Here is a 20,193-nt window from a genome sequence, read left to right on the forward strand (position 1 = left end):
CCTACTCCTTTTCCCATCCACGTGATTCTACTGCACGTGCATGCCCCTCTAAGCCTTCCATGCGTGCAAGCCGTGCAATTTTTGGTGCATTTTCTGCCCAAGTTTTTTCGCTATAAAAAACAATACTTGATTTTTTCACAAAATCATCGACGTTTAAGCCACTTGCAAAGCGAGCAGTACTATTTGTCGGCAGTATATGGTTTGTCCCAGCAAAGTAATCACCAACTGGTTCAGAGCTATAACGACCGATGAAAATACCACCCGCATGACGAATCTGTTCAGCCACAGCCTCAGCATTTTTCGTTACAATTTCTAAATGCTCAGGTGCTAGTGAATTAACGGCTTCAATTGCATCTGCCATTTTCTCAGCAACATAAATCGCTCCAAAGTTTTCAATAGATGCACGCGCTATCTCCTGACGTGGTAAAGTGGTTAATTGCTTCTCCACTTCATCAGCTACTTTTTTTGCCAACTGCTCAGAAGTCGTCACTAAAATGGCACATGCCAACTGATCATGCTCCGCCTGCGATAAAAGATCCGCTGCAACCTCATCCGCAAATGCAGTATCGTCTGCTAGCACCGCAATTTCACTTGGTCCCGCAATCATATCAATTGATACTTCACCAAATACTTCACGTTTTGCTAGTGCTACAAAAATATTTCCGGGGCCAGTAATTTTATCCACTGGCGAAATGGTTTCTGTACCATATGCAAGTCCTGCAATGGCTTGAGCTCCACCAACTTTATATATTTCCTCTACACCTAAAATTCTCGCAGCAGCAAGTACACCTGGAGGTAATTTTCCATCTCGACCTGCTGGTGAAGATATAACAATGCGTTTCACACCAGCAACTTGTGCAGGAATAACATTCATCAAAACTGACGATGGGTAAGCCGCTATACCCCCTGGAACATACAGGCCCACTGCATCGAGCGCTGTAATTCGTTGCCCTAGCCATGACCCATTTGCTAGCTCTAAGCGATAACCTGATCGCTTTTGCTGCTCATGATAAAGTCGAATATTTTGAGCAGCTTCTGTTAAATCAGCATAAAGCTGTTGATCTATCGCATTTGCGCCTTCTTCTATTTCTTCCTGTGTGACACGTAAATTTTCAGGTGCAAAGCCATCCCATTTCTCTGTATAAAAACGTATAGCCGTGTCGCCCTGTGCTCGCACATCTGCCAATACTTGTCGTACTACCTTTAATTGTTCTTCATTACCACTTTCAAGCTGGCGCTTTAAAGAAATACCCTTTGTTAGCTTTGTTATTTTCATAGGATTACTCCCCTTTTATCTTCATGTTTCTATTTTTTAGTTAACACATTTCTTTAAGCGTCTCACTAGATCGATAATACGATCTCCCTTCATACGATAGCTTACTGGATTAGCAATTAACCGTGATGATACGTCTGTAATAAATTCATATTCCACAAGACCATTTTCTTTAAGCGTTCGGCCAGTTGAAACAATATCGACAATACGATCTGCTAAGCCAATCATAGGTGCCAATTCAATCGATCCATTAAGCTCAATAATTTCTACCTGCTCCCCAATGCCCTTATAATATTTCATAGCAATATTTGGGTATTTCGTGGCTATTCTTGGTGCTATTTCATTCATCACTGTATTAGGCAATCCTGCTGAAGCGATGTAGCATGTACTAATTTTGAGATCCAGCAATTCATGCACTTCTCGTTGCTGTTCTAATAAAACATCCTTCCCTGCTATCCCAATATCTGCAACGCCGTGTTCTACATAAACAGGCACATCCATTGGTTTAGCTAAAATAAAACGAATTTTCTCCTCAGGAATTTCTATCATTAATTTACGGGACATTTCTACTTCTTCAGGTAAATTAAAGCCAGCCTCTAAAAGCATTTGATATGCCTCTTCAAAAATGCGCCCTTTTGGCATAGCAATCGTTAATTCATTCACCGCCAACTTCCTCCTGTCCAACAACAACTACCTCTGAAAAATAAGCTAAAAATGCTTTTTCATCGACTAAGCTACTTCTTAATTGCAAGGTAGCCTGTTTACCTGCCGCTCGTAAAACCTGTACCTTTGCTAGTGCCTCCTCGAATTGCTCTTCCTCAAAAAGCACAACCACTGCCTCTTCACGCTCTTTTGCGAGTCCATTAAGTGTTTCTAAGAGGCGATCAACGCGAATACTAAACCCAGTAGCACCTACTTTTGAGCCAAACACCTCAAGTAATCCGTCATAACGACCACCGTTACCTAATGGGAATCCACTTCCTAATGCAAACACTTCAAATAGCATGCCTGTGTAGTAGCTCATATGACTAGAGAGTGTGAAATCAAAGGCTACATAATCCTCTAAATTTGCAATTTCAAGTAGTTTAGCAAGCTGTTGCATATATTCTAATGCGTCATTTTTTCGCACATATTTTTCAATATCTTTGATTTCTTTTAAATTCATTGCTTCCTCAATAAATTGTAGTAATGCATCTGTTTTCGCTTTAGGTAAATTAAAAGATTCTACCGCTTCTTCAAACCCAACATAGTTTCGTTGCACAAGAAGTGTTCGGAGTATGTCTTGCTGTTCCACGCTTTCCGTATAATCTTGTAAAATGCAATTTAAGATGCCCGCATGACCGATAGTAACTTTAAATTGAGATAATCCATATTGCTGTAATAGCTCCATTGCCGTCACAATCACTTCAGCGTCAGCAAACACAGAATTGTCTCCAATTAGCTCGATTCCCATCTGATCAAATTCTGCAGGACGCCCACCTTCAGTTTCTTGTGCACGAAAGACACTTGCAAAATAAGCAAGACGTATTGGTATCATCTCTTTTAATAATTTAGATGTGGCAACCCGAGCAATTGGTGTTGTCATATCTGGTCGTAGTACTAATGTGTTTCCCTGACTATCTACGAGCTTAAATAAATGGGCATCGGCAATCGCAGAGGCTTTTCCAACTGTATCAAAATACTCTACGGCAGGTGTCATAATAAATTCATAACCTCTGCTGCATAAAAAGTCTCGTCCAGTATTTCTTACAGCCTCTACCTTTTCGTATATTTGTGGAAATGTATCGCGCATTCCAAGTGGTTTCTCAAACATTTTAATTGAAGACATGTAGACACTTCCTTATGTTTCACTTTAATTCACTAGAGTATTAGAGAATTAGATTATGAAAGAATTCTAACTTATTTCCCCCATTCAGTCAACTTGAATTCTCTAACAATTTCAACACTGATTATTCTGTTAATTATACACATTTACTAATGGAAAATAATGAAATTCAAAATATCTCCAAATTTTAATTTATGAATAGAGATTTAGTCGCCACTGAGAATGAAAGTGAGTGTGTTAATATTGTGAGTTTTTACCACAGCATGTCCATACGTCCAACTGAGTGAGCAAATAATCGTAGGTATTTGTAAAGGAGGGTTTTATTTGGAGACAAAATAGCATTACACACAACGGATTTCATTGATGGCACACTGATTAAATCAACTTTTGTAGAGTCCAAATTATTATGAATTTATGCCTGAATATGTAGTAGCAAATTCCCAACATAAAAATAAAACTGTTCCAGAAACAAAGGTACCATTGTTTTTGGAACAGTTTTTTCATTGTTCAACCTTATAGGTCATTTTTTCGGCGTACACCACTCTACCACTTCGTTGCGTTTACGTTCTGCCATTTGCTCAGCAGTATAAATAATTTGCATTGGATTACCACCAGCTAAACAGCCAGCTGGCACATCTTTATGTACAAGTGTGGCAGCTGAGACAATTGCACCGTCACCTATTGTAACACCAGGTAGTATTGTTGAATTGGCACCAACCATTACCTCATTACCAATCTTCACGTCTCCTAGACGATATTCCTCTATTAAATATTCATGTGCTAAAATCGTTGTATTAAAACCAATTACAGTATTATTGCCAATGTGTATGCGTTCTGGAAACATGGTATCAGGCATAACCATTAGGGCTAATGAGGTTTGCTCGCCAATTCTCATTTTTAAAAATGTTCGATATAGCCAGTTTTTTACACGTAAAAATGGTGTGAAGCGACCAATTTGAATGACAATGAAGCACTTCATCACCTTCCAAAAGGACACCGTATTATAAATATTCCACAGGGAGTTTGCTCCTTCGACACGGTAGCGTTCTGTTTTACGTGCCATTTACTTACCCCGCTTTCACAATATCTAATAAATCTGTCATATGATGTAACATATATTCTGGCTTGAATTGCATTAAATATTCCGGACCTTTAAATGCCCATGCGACACCAGCTGCTTTAATTCCCGCATTATGTCCAGCTTCAATATCGTGAGAATTGTCGCCAATCATAATAGCCTCTTCCTTGTTTACACCAAGGCGTTCAAGGGCAAGCAAAACTGGCTCTGGATCAGGCTTTACATTTTTCACATCGTCCGTGCCTATACAGACATCAAATAGATGGTTTGCACCTAGTACTGATAGACCACGATCAATCATCCCATTTCGCTTCGTAGACACAATCGCTAATTTGATTCCTATAGCTTTTAATTGTTCTAAAGTTGAGACAACATCAGGATATTGTGTGACAAGCTCATCGTGATGTAATTCATTATATTCGCGATATTTAGCAATCATTGCATCCTCTTCTCCAGGAGCAATGTCACTCATTGTCTGTTTTAAGGATGGCCCAAGGAATTTTAGACAATCTTTTGGCGAATATTGCCCAGGAAATCGCTCATTTAATACGTGCATAAATGTTTCGATGATTAAATTATTTGTATTTAGTAATGTACCATCAAAATCGAATAATAATGCCTTTATCATAACGTTCTGCACCCCTTATTTATTATCCAAATATTTCACTGCTGGTTTTACTGTTAGGCGTCTGTAAATAATAGCACCAAGACCTACTATTACACCAATGATGGAGACAACCTGCGCTGAGCGTAAGTCACCAACTAAATACAAGCTATCCGTACGCAAACCTTCTATATAGAAGCGACCAATTGAATACCAAATTAAATAACTGAAGAAAATTTCTCCTCGATTTAAATTCACTTTACGTAAAAACAGTAAAATAAGTAATCCGATGAAATTCCATACAGATTCATATAAAAAGGTAGGATGCACATAGGTTCCTAATTCCTCAATATACATTTGGTTAATAATCCAATCTGGTAACATCAGATTTTCTAAAAACTCTTTAGATACTGGACCACCATAAGCCTCTTGGTTCATAAAATTTCCCCATCGACCAATGATTTGTCCTATCAAAATACTTGGTGCCGCTATATCCGCTACACGTAAAAAACTAATATTTTTCTTACGTGTGAATATGTACGCTGTTATAAATGCCCCAATTAGTGCACCATGTATAGCAATACCACCATTCCAAATTTCAATAATCTTCCCTGGATTTTCACTATAATAATCCCAACGCATTGAAACATAATAAATACGTGCACATATTATCGAAATAGGAACTGCCCATAGCAATAAATCGGCAAGAAAATCCTCTGGTAAGCCTCGTTTAACAGCCTCTCTTTGACCTACAACATAAGCTAAAATAATACCAGATACAATTAACAACCCGTACCAACGAACGGGAATTGGTCCCAAATGAAAAGCAATTGGGTTAATTTGCAATAGTAATAAATCCATCAAATGCTCCTCTCAATTTCTATTCACTTTATAGGTCATTTTATCCTAATTATGAACAATTAATCATCTAACTCATCAGCGGAAGAGATCACCTCATCCAAACGTCTTGAAAACTCCTCTGCTGCATTAACACCCATTTTTTTCAAGCGATAATTCATCGCTGCAACTTCAATAATAACAGATACATTACGCCCAGGTCTTACAGGAATTGTTAATTTAGTTAACTCTGTATCAATAATTTTCATTTTCTCTTCCTCTAGACCCAAACGATCATAAACCTTTTCAGGATCCCAAATCTCCAGTTCTATAATTAAGGTAATACGCTTGTAGGGTCTTACAGCACTTGCTCCAAAAAGCGTCATAATATCAATAATACCAATGCCTCGTATTTCAAGTAAATGTTCTAAAAGCGGAGGCGGGCTACCAATTAAAAAATTCTCTGATTCCTGGCGAATTTCCACACAATCGTCAGCTACTAATCGATGGCCTTTCTTGACAAGCTCAAGAGCAGTTTCGCTTTTTCCTACGCCACTTTTGCCGATAATTAACACACCAATACCATAAACATCTACTAACACGCCATGTGCTGCTGTCATTGGTGCCAAGCGTCCCTCTAAATAGTTGGTTAGCCTACTAGAAAATTTCGTTGTTGTCATATGTGTTTTAAAGACAGGCACATGCTTTTCATTAGAAGCCTGTAAAAGCTCCTCTGGTACCTCTAGGTCACGAGAAATAATAATAGCTGGAGTATCTTGTGAACACAGTAAACGCATACGCTCAAGCTTAACATCTGCAGGTAACATTTCAAAAAAGGACAGCTCTGTTTTTCCAAGCAATTGTACTCGATTTGCAGGATAATGGGTAAAATATCCTGCCATCTCTAGCCCTGGTCGAGATATATCACTAGTGACAATCGTCCTTCCAATTCCTTCCTCACCAGCTAATAGGTCTAACTTAAATTTCTCCATTACGTCTCTTGTTAATACTACGACCAATGTTAGAAGCCTCCATTCAATGGAATTGAATATTGTTTGTTCCGTTAACGGTCTCTACAACTGACCGTATTTGCTCATATTTCACTAACAATCAGTCTCTCTGATTGCAGTATTACTTTATTTTAGCATGACTATGTATAAAAGAAATGTATTTACTCTCGCTTGCTAAAGGAAGAGAATTACTCTCTACAAAGCATAAAAAAACTAGCGGTTCTCCTGTCCGCTAGTTTGTACTATCTTATTTTTGAGTAGCTAACCATTTAGCCACAGCTTTTGCATCTTCACCTTTAACAATACCTGGAGGCATAGAACCTTTACCATTTTCGATAACATCTAAAATTTCAGTTTCAGATAAACGAGCACCTACATCTTTGATAGCTGGTGCATTATTCTGACCCTGCAATTCGCCTCCATGACATGTGATACAGGATTTCATAGCGATCGCTTCACCATCTGGTGTGGTACTCGTTTTTGTACCTTCATCAGTCGTCTTACCACCGCCACAAGCGGCTAAAAAAATTGCTGAACCGAACACTAATGTTAACATTACCTTTTTCATTAGTACCCCTCCTCAAAATAAATAACTTCCACGGTATTATACCAAAATTATGCACGTTTGAAACCTTCTCCTAATACCTCATAGGCATCGGAAACGATAACAAACGCTGATGGATCAACGGTTTTAATGAGTTGTTTCAGCTTTGTGAATTCTGTTTGGTAGACAACAACCATCAGTACTGGTCGCGCTTCACCCGTATAACCACCAATTGCAGGTAATTGTGTCACACCACGATCAATTTCAGCATAAATGGCATCACGTACTTCATCTTGTTTCATCGTAATAATATAAACCATTTTGGATTGGCTAAAGCCTAGCTGAATAATATCAATCGTTTTTGTTGTCACAAATAGTCCAATTAGGGCATACAAACCTTTTTCTAAGTCGAAAACAATTGCTGCACTAATAGCGATGACCCCATCAATCAGTAGTACACTAGTACCAAGAGATATTCCGGTAAACTTTGTAATAATTTGCGCTAGCAAATCAGTGCCACCAGTAGAAGCATTCCCTTTAAAAACAAGTCCTATTCCTAAACCGACAACAATTCCTCCGAAAAGTGCACCAAGTAAAGGATTATCAGTCCAAGGCTCCCAACTATTTGTTAATAATACAATGAACGGTAAAGTCACTGTGCCAACAAACGATTTTACCCCGAATTTTTTGCCAAGTAATAATACACCCGCAATAAATAGTGGAATATTAAAGCAATATTGAACAATTCCTGGATTCCAGCCGAATAGACCATGCAATATTGTACTTATTCCACTTACCCCACCTGAAGCGACTTGATTTGGTAATAAAAAGACATTAAAACCAATAGCAATCACTGCCGCTCCGATAATTACATACACATACTCCACAATGCTTTCCCTAACATCATGTCTCATTTCCCCACGCCCACTTCAACTATCAGAATTTTTTAAGACGTGATGATTATAGCAAATAGTTTTGACGTTGAGAACTTCATCATGATGAAGGAAATAAGCAAGCATATTATTTACTTTCATCAATCCATATATAACAAATTATCCGATAAAAAACAAAAAATAAGTACCTGAACGAGCATTTAAAGGATACTTATTTCTGCTTTGATTATAATGATTTTTCAGCCCATTCGATTGCCTCATGGTATAAAAGATCAATACTTGTCAAATCTATATTGATTTTTGGAGCTAGCTCTTCTAAGCTATCCCAGTCCAGTTTCCCTAGTGCAATACTAAATTCTAGATATGGTGTCATCTCTGTTTGATACCCTAAAATAGTAGCTTTTATATCTTCTGAGAATGGAAGTTGCTGTAAAATAATATGTAATGGTCTTTGCAATAAAGTATCAATCAATGAAAACATGCCCACAAAAAAATACTCTGAAAAATTTTGTTTATAGGAGAGCTTCGCTAATTTTTCGCATGCTTTTGCTCTAAATAATGATGTTCTCATCACTTCCTTAAAAAGATCCGAATCAGTATTCATATCTATTTCCCGCATGGCTAATAAGTAAATCCATTTGCGTAAATCGGCTATTCCAAGGATTAAAATCGCCTGTTTAATAGAGCGTACCTTCGATTTAGAACGTCTAGAAGAATTATTAACCATTTGCAATAACTTATAGGTTAACGAGATATCACGTTCAATATTTTCAGATAATAACTGGATATTAGGTTCCTCTTCTTTTAGCAGCGAAATAATATAAAAATATTGAATCGTATTCACTGGTATATCGGTTGCTTTTAAAATTTGAGGCTGTTCAAAAAAATAACCCTGAAATAACTCATAGCCAGAATGCTTCGCTACTTCAAATTGATTACGTGTCTCAACCTTCTCAGCAAGCAATTTAATATGAGGGAATTTTTCCTTTACTTTATTCTCAATTTCCATACGTTCAAGTAAAGGGGACAATAGAAAATCCACCTTTATAAAGTCTATATGAACAAATAATTCGTCATAAATTTGTACATGCTCATCCAGTATAAAATCATCTAAAGCAATTTTAAATCCATATGATTTAAGCTTAATAACCCGCTCAACTAACTTCGGTGTCAAAGGGACATCTTCTAAAATTTCAATGACCACTTGAGATGGATTCAGGTATTCATTGATTGAGCTCATTAGCAGATTTTCAGTGAAATTGACAAAGCAAGGCTTACCGTTTGTAACTTCTTCTATTCCAATTGAAAGAAATGAGTTTACTAATACATCGACTGTTGCTGCATCTGAATCAACCATCGGAAAAGTATTCACATTTTTGCTTCGATATAACAATTCATATGCAACAACTTGTTCATGAAGATTAAAAATTGGTTGTCTGCCAATAAATACTTCCATATTGTCGCCCCCATTTCTCCATTATTTGTAATGAATATTATAACATTTTTTCATGACCATTTGCTTATCATTCATCATACATTTAAAAATGTTCTCCAGTTACACAAAACCTTCTAACTACTTGTAAAAAAATGCCTCCTCATTTGACATTTAATTTGATTTAAACTATAGTACATTACAACACTAATGCACTGTAATACTCTGAAATGAAGGGAGGGTTTTCATGCATATTCATTTAGACAGTACAACACCCATTTATATTCAAATTGCCGAATGGCTACAACATGAAATTATCGCCAATCGGTTACAAGCAGACGAAAAGGTTTATTCACAGTATCAGCTAGCTGAGTTATTCAATATTAATCCTGCTACGGCCGGTAAAGGACTGACCATTTTACTGGAGGAACAACTTCTTTATAAGAAACGGGGGCTAGGTATGTTTGTTGCAACAGATGCAAAGGATCGAATTTTATTGAAACGCCGCAATGAAATATTAACAAAGATGGCTCAAGAGATTGTCTTAGAGGCACAACGCTTACTTGTTTCTAATGAGGAGTTGCTAACACTAATTCAAAAAACACAGGAGGAATTGAAATGAATGTTATTCAATGTGAAAAGCTATCTAAAAAATTTGGACGTCTTCATGCACTCCAAGAAATTACTTGTACAATAAATGGCGAAAAAATAATCGGTGTTATTGGTCGTAATGGTGCTGGTAAATCAACATTGCTAACGATTATAGCGGGCTTTCTAAAACCGACTAATGGTTTCTGTCAGGTATTTAATGAGAATCCCTTTAACAATATTCAAGCTGCTGCCAACACCATTTTAATTGATGATCGGTTAAGCTTTTCAGACTACTTATCCCTAGAGGAAATCTTAAAAATGGGCGCTGATTTTTATCCAAATTGGCAAAATGAGTTAGCATATCGACTGCTACATTATGCAAACATTGATCTTTCTGCTAAACATCAGCAATTATCTAAAGGACAAATGGCTACCTTTAATCTTGTCTACGGATTAGTAAGCCGCTGTGCATTAACTATATTAGATGAGCCAATGAATGGTATGGACGAGGCTATTCGAACAGATTTTTATAGAGCTATTCTAAAGGAATACATAGCCTTCCCCCGGACAATTTTAATTGCTAGTCATCACTTACAAGAAATGGAGTCCATTTTGGAGGAAATTCTGCTTATAGATGAGGGTACTGTCGTTACACATGCCTCCGTAGATGAACTGAAGGAACAATTAATTGCCTTAAGCGGACCAAGTGATAGGATGAAATCCTTGCTATCTGAAACTAACGTTTACGCCCAACAGATTGTAGCTGGAGTGTGCACAGCAATTGTGGATGCAAGTAAACTTTTCATCACGGAGGAAATGCTTCGCACAAAAGGTATTACAAAATCAGTCCTTACTGCAAGTGAGATTTGCAGGTATTTAACCAATCATAAAGGAAGTGATATCGATGCAATCTTTGACTAATATGTCATTTAAAACGATCATCAAAAAGCAAGTGAAATGGAAAGCCAAATTATATAGTTCAGCCCTTAGCTCTCTTATAATTTTACAAATTATTTTTGGCGCATTGCTTTTTAGCTCTGGGAGTGGTTCAAGTGGTCATGGACGCGGGAATTTAAATGTACAGTTCTCCATTTATTCGCTTGATACGTTTCTTATCATTACTGTATTTTGGGCTTTTATAACAGCCATTCTCTTTACTACAAAAGCATATCGCATGGATGATTTATCTATTATTTCAAGTCGAACTTCAAGTGCAATCGCAAATATACTTGTACTTATTCTTTATAGCTTTATTGCTGTCTTAATTATGTTAGCTAGTTACTATATACAAATATTAGGTTTGATGTTAATGGAAAAAGATACACTCATAATTGATAAACTTCTTATTTCACCATCAATTTTTATTTTGTGCATCTGTAGCATTTGTTTGTTCAGCGCAATTGGTTTACTATTTGGTTACTGCTTCCAAGGCCCAAGTATCATAAAAATAGCATCGATAGTATTATTAGCACTTGGCATTATTTCAACGATTATTTTTCCCGAGTCTGTGAATCTTCAACCATTCATACAATTGCCAGATCTCATGCTTAGCGGATTTTATATAATTTTATCTATATTGTGCTTTACTCTCTGTATTTGGATTGCCGATAAATCGGAGGTGTCCCGCAAATGACAAACGCTACGATACTCTTACTCTCATTATTGATTACAATATTATTGCTTACCTTGGCCTTTTTTGTAGTAAGAAAGATAAGTAACAAAACCAAAAACTTCTGGACTCTTAAACGTCTATCTGTCGGGATTACAGTATATATCGGAGTTGGATTATTTGCACTACTATATCTTAGCCTTTTTGCAAATTCATCCATACAGGTATTATCGAAGTCAGAATTAAAGAAAATTGAAAAGAACATTGAGTCTATCCAAAAATATGATCAGGAATATAACTCTTCTTTTTTAACAGACAACTATAAAAAGAAAACATGGGAATTTGATTTTCTAGGTGGTACATTGCCAGTAACAATAAATAACGGAAATGAAGACTCAAGCCTTAATATTCGTCACCTTTATAATGATAGTATTCCAGCAGGAAAAGCCCTTGTTTCCTATTATCAATTCCCGGCTATTATTGAAGGCATTGATATTTCAGATAAAATCCCATTACCAAATGTTTATATGTCACAGAATCAGCTTTGGATTGAAGCTTTATCGAGGCACGAAGTTAATTATCATCGTATAAAAGCATCCATAGGTATTTTAGATTTCAATCGAGAGGAAGATTTTGATGACGACTATCCGTCTACCATCTTCTATCTTTCTTCCAACTTTATTGTCATTGAGACACCTAGTGGAACAGAAATTGAGGATTCTCAGGGGGTTATACAATATTTAAGATAGACTAAAAGAAGGACAGTCCATGCGATTTTTTATCACCTTTGGACTGTCCTTGTTATTTTGCACTTTTTGATTTAATAGCTCCGATTACGGCTGGTATTACGGATATAAGGATAATTAAAATTAGCACTGTTGAGAAGTTATCTTTAATAATTGGAATATTACCAAAGTAAAATCCTAATAATGTACAGCTAAATACCCATAAAATTGCACCTACAACATTGTACATAATGAAGTAGCTATATTTCATTTTACTTGCACCTGCAACAAATGGTATGAATGTTCGGATGAAGGGCATAAAGCGTGCAATGACAATTGTTTTTCCACCATGTGTATTAAAGAATTTTTCTGCGGCTTCCATACGTTCCTTTTTTATAACCCTGCCTAGGAAGCTCTTTGGTGGAATGGATGTTCCTACTTTATGACCAATATGATAATTCATCGTATCTCCTAAAATTGCAGCTACTAAAAATACAGGAATTAATATCCACATATCAAATGCGCCCATTGCTGCAGCTAATGTACCACTTGCAAAGAGCAATGAATCACCTGGCAAGAACGGGAAAATGACAACACCTGTTTCAACAAAAACAATGGCAAATAAAATAAGATAACTCCAATGACCAAAATCGCGAATGATTTCCTCTAAATGCACATCGATATGCATAATAAAGCTAATTAACTCCTTGATGAGTTCTATCATTTTTCCGAATGCTCTCTTTCAATTTAATTTTCTAAATGCTTTGACGCAAAGTTGCACCAAAGGGTTCCATTATTGTAGCAGCCTGCTATAGACTACTTTCTCACTATATGACAAGCCTTGATAAAGTATGTAACAGTTATCACAAGTTTGATTTTATCACTTCCTGATAGCTACGCTCAACTTATTTCCTGAAAGAGCAATTTCTTTTTACAAATTAGCATTATACAATAAAAAAAGCGCTACCATTTTTCAATAGTAGCTACTTCATTTTATACTTTTTCCTTTAAAGAGCGACGTAATATCTTTCCGGTTGTATTCTTCGGTAGTTCATCCATAATTTCTATGACTTTAGGAACCTTATATTTCACCATATGTTTTGTACAATATGCAAGTAGATCATCTGTGGAGGTTGCTGCTACTTCCTTTAAGACAACATATGCATGAACAGCCTCCCCTAAATTAGGATCAGGATAGCCTATAACTGCCGCTTCAACAATATTGTTATGAGCAAAGAGTACTTCCTCTACCTCTCTTGGATAGACATTGAATCCCCCTACAATAATCATATCTTTTTTACGATCAACGATATAGAAATACCCCTCTTCATCAACCTTCGCTAAGTCACCCGTATATAACCAGCCATCACGTATAGCCATCGCTGTTTCTTCAGGCAGTTTATAATATCCCTTCATAACGTTAGGCCCTCTAACAATTAACTCTCCTACTTCACCGACAGGTACCTCTTGCCCGTTTACGTCTACAACTTTATTTTCAACATTGCAGATGGATGTCCCAATTGAACCTGCTTTACGATCGCGGTCCAATGGATTAAAGCAAGTTACTGGTGAAGCCTCTGACAAGCCATAGCCCTCCGAAACACGTACATTAAATTTCTTCTCGAAATTATGTAATAGTGCCACAGGTAATGAAGCGCCTCCTGATATTGCTAAGCGGATTGTCGAGAAATCTTCTGGATTGCCTTCAGGTAGTTGATATAAAAAATTATACATTGTAGGTACACCAGCAAATACAGTTGCTTTTTGCTCTCTTGCTAAGGCGAAAATCTCGGTTGGACTAAAGCGTGGTGCAAGTAATACCGTAGCTCCACTCAATAATGGTGCATTCGCAACAACTGTTAACGCAAATACATGGAAAACTGGCAAAGTTGCAATAATACGATCATCTGCTTTATAGCCTAAATAATGGGCAACATCTCGTGCATTAGAATAAATATTTTCATGTGTCAGCATGGCTCCCTTTGGAGTTCCTGTTGTTCCAGAAGTATAGAGAATAATGGCATTATCATCATCGGCCACTTCTACAGGCTGTAAAGAGTCTGATACGTTAGCAATCACCTGTGTAAATAAATGTGTTTTTACTTTTGCCTCTTGTGACAAGGCTGCAATTTTTTCTGCAGTATCTGCTGTCGTTTCACAAATAATAAATGATGTAACTTGTGGAAAAGCTTGTACACCCTTTTCTACTAGAGGTAGAAGGGCATCAAGTGCAATAACAGCCTTAACATCGCCATTATGCAAAATATAAGATATTTCATCCGGTGTATAAATTGGGTTGATTGGTATTGCAGTAGCACCTAAGCGCATCGTCGCATACAAGGCAATTAAATAATGCGGTGTGTTGCCTAATAAAAATGCTACATGGTCCCCCTTTTCTACTCCTAATTCTTGTAACCCCTTTGCAAAACGTCCAACTGTTAACTCGAACTCGCCATATGTTGTATCTTTCCCCATAAAATGATACGCAATTTTATCTGGCTGTTGCACTGCTTGTTGATGAACACTCGAAACTAAATTCAATTACACCATCCCCTTATCGTATCAATTTCGCCTAAGCGTAATTACGTCCGGATTTTGAATTGTGCTTGTACACTTCATTCCTTTGAAAATCCGTGACATCCGCTGGAGGCTTTATCTTCATTCAGTAGATATTTGGATATTCCTTAAAAAGGAATTACACCCTCATCCATATCACCACCTCAGAGGTGGGAGTCTTCTACTGAATGAAGATAAAATGAATCGTTATTCAGTATTATTATATAAGAAATATATCTAAAAGACAATGAGACTTTTTATTTCATGTCAAAAAAACCGTCAAATAATTCATTTTTTTCTCTTTTATACACCTACATTACGAACGAATATGGGAGATGTAGCGCCATCGAATTAGATAGAAATAGATTACTTGTATTAAAACAAAGAAACCAAATGCAAAGAAAACTTCCTTAACAATGGAAATATTAGCAATATCTTTTAAAATGCTTTGAACCATTAGAAAGGCAAAGGCACTATGCATCATTGCTACACCCCATGGCAAGAAAAATTGCGGGAAGAGATGCCGATTCACTAACTTTTTGAGCTCTGTATCTGTTAAGCCCATCCGTTTTAAAACATCAAATTTACGCTTTTCTCGTTCAAGAGAGGTATGCAATTTAAAGTAAATAAAACTGCCTGCCGCTAATAAAAAGACTGTTGCCACCAGAACCCCTACTAATGTAAATAATGAGTAGGTAGCTAATATATAAGAATAATTTAATCCTGCGTTTTCAAAATAAAATGGACTGAATTTACCTTTCTTTTTGAAATATTGAGATATAGCTAATTCATCAATATCACTACCAATATCCTTTGTTTCCATCCATTGAGGAATATAAAAAGTAAATAAATGATAAACTGGTTGCTCAACATTTTTATTAATAATCGGCTTAACGAGCTTGGCAAAGTCCTCATCACTTATAATAATTGAATTGACACTAACGATAGAGCCTGGGAATATGATTTTAGGATAAACACTATCTATAGTGATTGGGATAGAATTTTCCTCTAGAATGGTATTTACCACTCTATTTTTTAATTTTTTTAAGGAATCCTCCGAATAGGGTATGAACACAGCTTCTCCGGGTGCCAAATCAAGCAATGGATAGCTAAAGGAAGATAATAATACGTTCATATCTGATTCTCTAAAAACTTCCACTTCATTATGTGTAAAAGAAGAAGTTTGTTTTACTACAACGAAGCGGGATAAATGATAAGATAAACCCTTTTCTTCTAGCTGAATCCGCAAAGAGTTAATATGACTTCGTTCATATGGATTATCCACATCTCCTTTATACACAAGCCCCAGTGGATTTAAACGATCATACTGCGTCGTATACGAAGACATTGTCGCTAAAACACCAACCGATAAAAATGCCAAAGTTGATACCATCGTTACAACAAAAAACATTTTTACATTATCCATCATAATATGAGTTTGCTCAGCTAATGAAAGAAGGCGATAGCGCTGCCAATGGAATTTTCGTTTGCCTCGGGCTACATCTAGAAAGCAAGGTAACGAATCACTGAAAAAATAATAGGTTCCAAAAGTCGCTGAAAACGGAATTAATAAGGTCAATCCAATTAATGATGTATTTGCAACGATAAAGGCTAGAATATATGTGGATAAAATGAGGGCAATACCATATATTGCTCGTATTTTCGAATAAGTAGAACCTTTATTTAAATAGTCATTTCCTTTAATTAAATCACGTAACTTTCTTTCACGAGTAAAGTACACACTGATAAACGAGATGACCACAAAGGCACTAGTAAAGACACCGATTGTTAGCAAAAATGGTTGCCAAGAAACATACAATGGCAATTGATCTAAGTGTAAAATTTCTCTCACAATCATGAAAAAGAATTTTGAGAAAGAGAAGCCAAATATAATGCCAACAATAATGGAGCCTGATCCTATAATCATCGTTTCTAAAAAAACTAATCTATTCATCTGACGTCTTTCCATACCTAGATGCAATAAAATCGCAAATTCATGTGATCGGGCCTCTAAAAACGCACTCATCGAATAATACAGAAAGAAAAGTGTAAAAAGAACAAGTACAATTTCAGCACCAATCATTCCAATTAACGATACCTCACCTAAAATACCTCGTTCAATATCTGGATGAAACATTAGCATGGAATAGATAAAAAACACAGCCACAGAAAAAAAGCTTGCCATGAAAAAGGCTCCGTAAATACGGCTGTTCCGTACGACATTACGGTAAGCGAATTGTCGAAAGGTCACCTACTTGTCCTCCTCCTAGTAAGCTTAAAACATTTAATATTCGTTGGAAAAACATCTGACGGCGATCATCCTTATAAATTTCGTTGAAAAATTCTCCATCCTTAATAAATAACACGCGATCACAGTAGCTTGCTGCAATGGGATCATGTGTGACCATGACTATCGTCGTTTGTTTTTCCTTATTGATTTTTGTTAAAAGTTCAAGTACATCACGTGAAGAATTCGAATCTAAATTACCGGTTGGCTCATCTGCTAAAATCAAACTTGGATTATGAATTAGAGCTCGTCCAATAGCGGTTCTTTGTGCCTGCCCACCAGATATTTCATTTGGTCGTTTTTGCAAGAAAGAAGTTAAATCCAGCTTTTCAACAATGCTTGCCAAACGTTCCTCCATGACTTCTAACGGTTGTTGATCCAACGTTAGTGGCAACACAATATTTTCTTCAACTGTCAGCATATGCAACAGATTAAAATCCTGAAAAACGAAACCCAATTGTCTTCTTCTAAAGTAGGCAAGCTCTGTTGCATTTAGCTTATGCGGATTTAAGCCGTCTAAAATAATTTCACCGCTAGTGGGTTCATCAATGGTAGAAATAATATTTAATAATGTTGTTTTTCCGCTTCCTGATGGACCCATGACTGCTAAAAACTCGCCCTCCTCAACATCAAAGCTAAGTTGATTTAGTGCACGATGTGTTACCTTGCCTTCATAAACCTTTGTCACATCTTTTATTTGTAAAATAGACATAGCTTCATTCACCTTATTTCTTAATTAGTTCCAGGGATTCTGGTAATAGCCATTGCAAGACTACCTCAAAACCAATTTGAAAATGTGGCTCTGCAATCGATACCTGATCATCGTCCTCTACAAGACTAAAGCAATGATTGCCAACAACAACATCCCAAGCGTCCATTTCCCCTTCAATAACTTCTCCACATACCGTATAATGTCCGCTATACATCACCTGTTCACCATCTACAGGAAAAGCATTTAGTAAAGTTGGTTTTTGTAAGTCTAACCCAAGACAATTTGAAAAATGCATAACTTCTGCATCGAGCAAAAGATTAGCCTTACGGAAATTTTTGCAGGAAAGACATTCACAGTCACCTTGATTTGATTCGATAAATGCTTCCGTTTTTTCGCTCTCGATATTCAAAACCCATTCATTAAAATGTACCTCTTTCATCCTTGCTCCCCCTAATTCGTAAATGTCACTGTAACAATGGTTCCTTTTCCTACCTCTGATGTTATGTTTAATTCGTGCCCGAGCTTTTCACAAATCTCCTTAGCTAAATATAAGCCCATTCCTGTAGATTCCCCTGTTTTACGACCATTTTCTCCAGTAAAAAAGGCTTTTGTGACACGCGAAAGATCTGAGGCAGGAATACCAATACCTTCATCGCAAATGGCTAACTGCACATGGTCATCCCTTTTCACAGCAGAAATAACTATTTTCTTATTGGCTTCAAAGGTATATTTAACAGCATTGGTTACAAATTGTCCGATAATAAATCGAAGCCATTTAGAGTCACTTGCTACGATTATGTCATCCTCGATATGAATTTCAGGAAAAACTCTTTTCGTAATAAATAAACGTTTATTTTCATTTACAGTTGCAGTAACAATTGTTTTTAATGCCACTTGCTCTACTTGCATGTCCTCCTCAAAGTTCTCCAATCGAGCATTCACAAGTACCATGTCCAAACCTCTTCGTAAACGATCAATCTCCTCCTGCACATTCCTTTTATCAAGTGGGCGCTCATCCTGTAATAAAAGCTCAATTACTGATATCGGTGTTTTCATTTGATGCACCCATTGATTCATAAATTGATCGTGTCGTTTTTGACTTGCATACAATGAGTGGAGCTCATGTTGATAAAGTCGATAAAGCTCATGCATATATTTTTCAGTCTGTATCGCTTCTGGCGTTTTCGCGTTTTTTTGGAGTACATCCTCCATTGTTTTTGGAAGCTGCGAGATTTTCAATAAATAACGCTGACGCATTAAATAGCGGACAAGTAAAAAAGAGGCTAGCAATACTAAACTAATACAGAAGGAATAAATCGCAGTATCAACGTTTCGAAAACCGTCGAGCCCATATAAGACCATGATGAATCCAACTAATAGTAGCTGGAACACAATGAATGATGCATAATCACGCAAAAATAATTTCCAGCCCACTATAGCTCACCTGCGCTTAACATAAAGCGATAACCAGCACCGCGCACTGTCTCAATCGTGGAAGAAATATGATAATCCGCAAGTTTTTTACGTACTCGTGTCATATTAACGTTCAATGTATTTTCATCCACAAAAGCCTGATCATCCCAGAGCTCTTCTAGTAATTGCTCACGAGTAACTACTTTTGGAGCATTACCCATTAGTAGCTCTAAAATAATACATTCTTTTTTCTGAAGGGGTATCTCTAAATCATTTTTATGAAGCTCCATTCTCTCTAAATGAAGAATTAGCTGTCCCTGCTTAATCGTCCGTTCTTCTTGTCTTGCTGCATATTCACCATATGTACGGCGCAAGTGACTACGAATCTTTGCCAGCACAATCTCATAGTTAAACGGCTTTGTGATAAAATCATCACCACCATTTTCCAATGCGAATATTTGGTCCATTTCCCCTGAACGGGCAGAAATAAAAATGATTGGACAAGTTGTATGCTGACGTAATTGACGACACCAATAATAGCCATCGTACGCAGGTAAATTTATATCAAGCAACACCATATGTGGGTTAAATGCTGTAAACTCTTCAATGAGATGATCAAATTCTTTAATTGTTTCAACTTCGTATTGATATTTTCTAAGCGTTTCCGCAAGTAATGATGCAATCTTTACATCATCTTCGACAATAAATATTCGATGCTTCTCCATACGAACACTCCTTTCTACTCTGTATTGTATCAAAAAAAGGTTCGACGACATAATTGTCTGCGAACCTTTATCGTAAAAG

General features: G+C 36.7%; 21 protein-coding genes. 4 read left to right on the forward strand and 17 right to left on the reverse strand.

Annotation, left to right across the window (positions count from 1 at the left end; genetic code table 11):
* Position 1: 1 nt before the first annotated feature.
* From hisD to QNH24_RS21645, 10 genes are all read right to left on the reverse strand, one after another.
* Positions 2-1,276, reverse strand: coding sequence for a histidinol dehydrogenase (hisD, locus tag QNH24_RS21600; protein WP_283869484.1), 1,275 nt, complete (start codon positions 1,274-1,276; stop codon positions 2-4).
* Between the two features lie 36 nt (positions 1,277-1,312).
* Positions 1,313-1,936, reverse strand: a complete 624-nt coding sequence (gene hisG, locus QNH24_RS21605; protein ID WP_054770441.1) for an ATP phosphoribosyltransferase — start codon at positions 1,934-1,936, stop codon at positions 1,313-1,315.
* Positions 1,929-3,101 (reverse strand): ATP phosphoribosyltransferase regulatory subunit, encoded by a 1,173-nt coding sequence (locus QNH24_RS21610; protein WP_283869485.1) that lies wholly within the window; start codon positions 3,099-3,101, stop codon positions 1,929-1,931. Before QNH24_RS21610 ends, hisG begins: the two co-directional genes overlap by 8 nt.
* Before the next feature lie 517 nt (positions 3,102-3,618).
* Positions 3,619-4,161 carry an acyltransferase gene (locus QNH24_RS21615; protein ID WP_283869486.1) on the reverse strand — a complete coding sequence of 181 codons (543 nt, stop codon included), beginning with the start codon at positions 4,159-4,161 and terminating at the stop codon, positions 3,619-3,621.
* A gap of 4 nt (positions 4,162-4,165) precedes the next feature.
* Positions 4,166-4,804 (reverse strand): pyrophosphatase PpaX, encoded by a 639-nt coding sequence (gene ppaX, locus QNH24_RS21620; RefSeq protein ID WP_283869487.1) that lies wholly within the window; start codon positions 4,802-4,804, stop codon positions 4,166-4,168.
* Positions 4,805-4,819: 15 nt separating this feature from the next.
* Complete coding sequence (lgt, locus tag QNH24_RS21625; protein ID WP_054772378.1) at positions 4,820-5,641, reverse strand: prolipoprotein diacylglyceryl transferase; 822 nt, start codon at positions 5,639-5,641, stop codon at positions 4,820-4,822.
* Between the two features lie 59 nt (positions 5,642-5,700).
* The gene (gene hprK, locus QNH24_RS21630; RefSeq protein ID WP_283869488.1) at positions 5,701-6,636 is read right to left on the reverse strand and encodes an HPr(Ser) kinase/phosphatase; all 936 of its coding nucleotides are present in this window, start codon (positions 6,634-6,636) and stop codon (positions 5,701-5,703) included.
* A 238-nt stretch (positions 6,637-6,874) separates the two neighbouring features.
* Positions 6,875-7,195: a cytochrome c551 gene (gene cccB, locus QNH24_RS21635; RefSeq protein WP_283869489.1), complete on the reverse strand. Its 321-nt coding sequence runs from the start codon at positions 7,193-7,195 to the stop codon at positions 6,875-6,877.
* Between the two features lie 47 nt (positions 7,196-7,242).
* Positions 7,243-8,085, reverse strand: coding sequence for a YitT family protein (locus QNH24_RS21640; RefSeq protein WP_283869490.1), 843 nt, complete (start codon positions 8,083-8,085; stop codon positions 7,243-7,245).
* Positions 8,086-8,290: 205 nt separating this feature from the next.
* Positions 8,291-9,520, reverse strand: coding sequence for an EAL and HDOD domain-containing protein (locus QNH24_RS21645; RefSeq protein WP_283869491.1), 1,230 nt, complete (start codon positions 9,518-9,520; stop codon positions 8,291-8,293).
* A gap of 223 nt (positions 9,521-9,743) precedes the next feature.
* On the opposite strand from QNH24_RS21645, the gene QNH24_RS21650 reads away from it, so the two are divergent.
* The 4 genes from QNH24_RS21650 to QNH24_RS21665 are packed head-to-tail and all read left to right on the forward strand — an operon-like array spanning position 9,744 to position 12,445.
* A complete protein-coding gene (locus tag QNH24_RS21650; RefSeq protein ID WP_283869492.1) occupies positions 9,744-10,118 on the forward strand; it encodes a GntR family transcriptional regulator in 375 nt (124 codons plus the stop codon).
* A complete protein-coding gene (locus QNH24_RS21655) occupies positions 10,115-11,008 on the forward strand; it encodes an ATP-binding cassette domain-containing protein (protein ID WP_283869493.1) in 894 nt (297 codons plus the stop codon). Before QNH24_RS21650 ends, QNH24_RS21655 begins: the two co-directional genes overlap by 4 nt.
* Entirely contained in the window at positions 10,992-11,720 is a 729-nt protein-coding gene (locus QNH24_RS21660; RefSeq protein ID WP_283869494.1) for a hypothetical protein, read from the forward strand. Before QNH24_RS21655 ends, QNH24_RS21660 begins: the two co-directional genes overlap by 17 nt.
* Complete coding sequence (locus QNH24_RS21665; RefSeq protein ID WP_283869495.1) at positions 11,717-12,445, forward strand: hypothetical protein; 729 nt, start codon at positions 11,717-11,719, stop codon at positions 12,443-12,445. Before QNH24_RS21660 ends, QNH24_RS21665 begins: the two co-directional genes overlap by 4 nt.
* A gap of 52 nt (positions 12,446-12,497) precedes the next feature.
* Here the strand turns inward: QNH24_RS21665 and QNH24_RS21670 are convergent, their stop codons facing one another.
* From QNH24_RS21670 to QNH24_RS21700, 7 genes are all read right to left on the reverse strand, one after another.
* Complete coding sequence (locus QNH24_RS21670) at positions 12,498-13,142, reverse strand: VTT domain-containing protein (protein WP_283872917.1); 645 nt, start codon at positions 13,140-13,142, stop codon at positions 12,498-12,500.
* Between the two features lie 272 nt (positions 13,143-13,414).
* Complete coding sequence (locus QNH24_RS21675) at positions 13,415-14,962, reverse strand: fatty acid--CoA ligase family protein (protein WP_283869496.1); 1,548 nt, start codon at positions 14,960-14,962, stop codon at positions 13,415-13,417.
* Positions 14,963-15,293: 331 nt separating this feature from the next.
* Positions 15,294-17,228 (reverse strand): FtsX-like permease family protein, encoded by a 1,935-nt coding sequence (locus tag QNH24_RS21680; protein WP_283869497.1) that lies wholly within the window; start codon positions 17,226-17,228, stop codon positions 15,294-15,296.
* Complete coding sequence (locus QNH24_RS21685; protein ID WP_283869498.1) at positions 17,200-17,976, reverse strand: ABC transporter ATP-binding protein; 777 nt, start codon at positions 17,974-17,976, stop codon at positions 17,200-17,202. Before QNH24_RS21685 ends, QNH24_RS21680 begins: the two co-directional genes overlap by 29 nt.
* 13 nt (positions 17,977-17,989) lie before the next feature.
* A complete protein-coding gene (locus QNH24_RS21690; protein WP_283869499.1) occupies positions 17,990-18,415 on the reverse strand; it encodes a hypothetical protein in 426 nt (141 codons plus the stop codon).
* 11 nt (positions 18,416-18,426) lie between these two features.
* Entirely contained in the window at positions 18,427-19,410 is a 984-nt protein-coding gene (locus QNH24_RS21695) for a sensor histidine kinase (protein WP_283869500.1), read from the reverse strand.
* Complete coding sequence (locus QNH24_RS21700) at positions 19,410-20,114, reverse strand: response regulator transcription factor (RefSeq protein ID WP_283869501.1); 705 nt, start codon at positions 20,112-20,114, stop codon at positions 19,410-19,412. Before QNH24_RS21700 ends, QNH24_RS21695 begins: the two co-directional genes overlap by 1 nt.
* Positions 20,115-20,193: the final 79 nt, after the last annotated feature.

Source organism: Lysinibacillus pakistanensis (genome assembly GCF_030123245.1).
GTDB classification, from domain to species: Bacteria; Bacillota; Bacilli; order Bacillales_A; family Planococcaceae; genus Lysinibacillus; species Lysinibacillus pakistanensis.

Bases quoted from the DNA above. Each gene is read 5' to 3' on its own strand.
- QNH24_RS21665 (WP_283869495.1), top strand. From the start codon at position 11,717: ATGACAAACGCTACGATACTCTTACTCTCATTATTGATTACAATATTA.
- QNH24_RS21610 (WP_283869485.1), bottom strand. From the start codon at position 3,101: ATGTCTTCAATTAAAATGTTTGAGAAACCACTTGGAATGCGCGATACA.
- QNH24_RS21615 (WP_283869486.1), bottom strand. From the start codon at position 4,161: ATGGCACGTAAAACAGAACGCTACCGTGTCGAAGGAGCAAACTCCCTG.
- ppaX (WP_283869487.1), bottom strand. From the start codon at position 4,804: ATGATAAAGGCATTATTATTCGATTTTGATGGTACATTACTAAATACA.
- QNH24_RS21685 (WP_283869498.1), bottom strand. From the start codon at position 17,976: ATGTCTATTTTACAAATAAAAGATGTGACAAAGGTTTATGAAGGCAAG.
- QNH24_RS21690 (WP_283869499.1), bottom strand. From the start codon at position 18,415: ATGAAAGAGGTACATTTTAATGAATGGGTTTTGAATATCGAGAGCGAA.
- QNH24_RS21645 (WP_283869491.1), bottom strand. From the start codon at position 9,520: ATGGAAGTATTTATTGGCAGACAACCAATTTTTAATCTTCATGAACAA.
- QNH24_RS21660 (WP_283869494.1), top strand. From the start codon at position 10,992: ATGCAATCTTTGACTAATATGTCATTTAAAACGATCATCAAAAAGCAA.
- QNH24_RS21650 (WP_283869492.1), top strand. From the start codon at position 9,744: ATGCATATTCATTTAGACAGTACAACACCCATTTATATTCAAATTGCC.
- QNH24_RS21655 (WP_283869493.1), top strand. From the start codon at position 10,115: ATGAATGTTATTCAATGTGAAAAGCTATCTAAAAAATTTGGACGTCTT.
- QNH24_RS21640 (WP_283869490.1), bottom strand. From the start codon at position 8,085: ATGAGACATGATGTTAGGGAAAGCATTGTGGAGTATGTGTATGTAATT.
- hisD (WP_283869484.1), bottom strand. From the start codon at position 1,276: ATGAAAATAACAAAGCTAACAAAGGGTATTTCTTTAAAGCGCCAGCTT.
- QNH24_RS21700 (WP_283869501.1), bottom strand. From the start codon at position 20,114: ATGGAGAAGCATCGAATATTTATTGTCGAAGATGATGTAAAGATTGCA.
- lgt (WP_054772378.1), bottom strand. From the start codon at position 5,641: ATGGATTTATTACTATTGCAAATTAACCCAATTGCTTTTCATTTGGGA.
- cccB (WP_283869489.1), bottom strand. From the start codon at position 7,195: ATGAAAAAGGTAATGTTAACATTAGTGTTCGGTTCAGCAATTTTTTTA.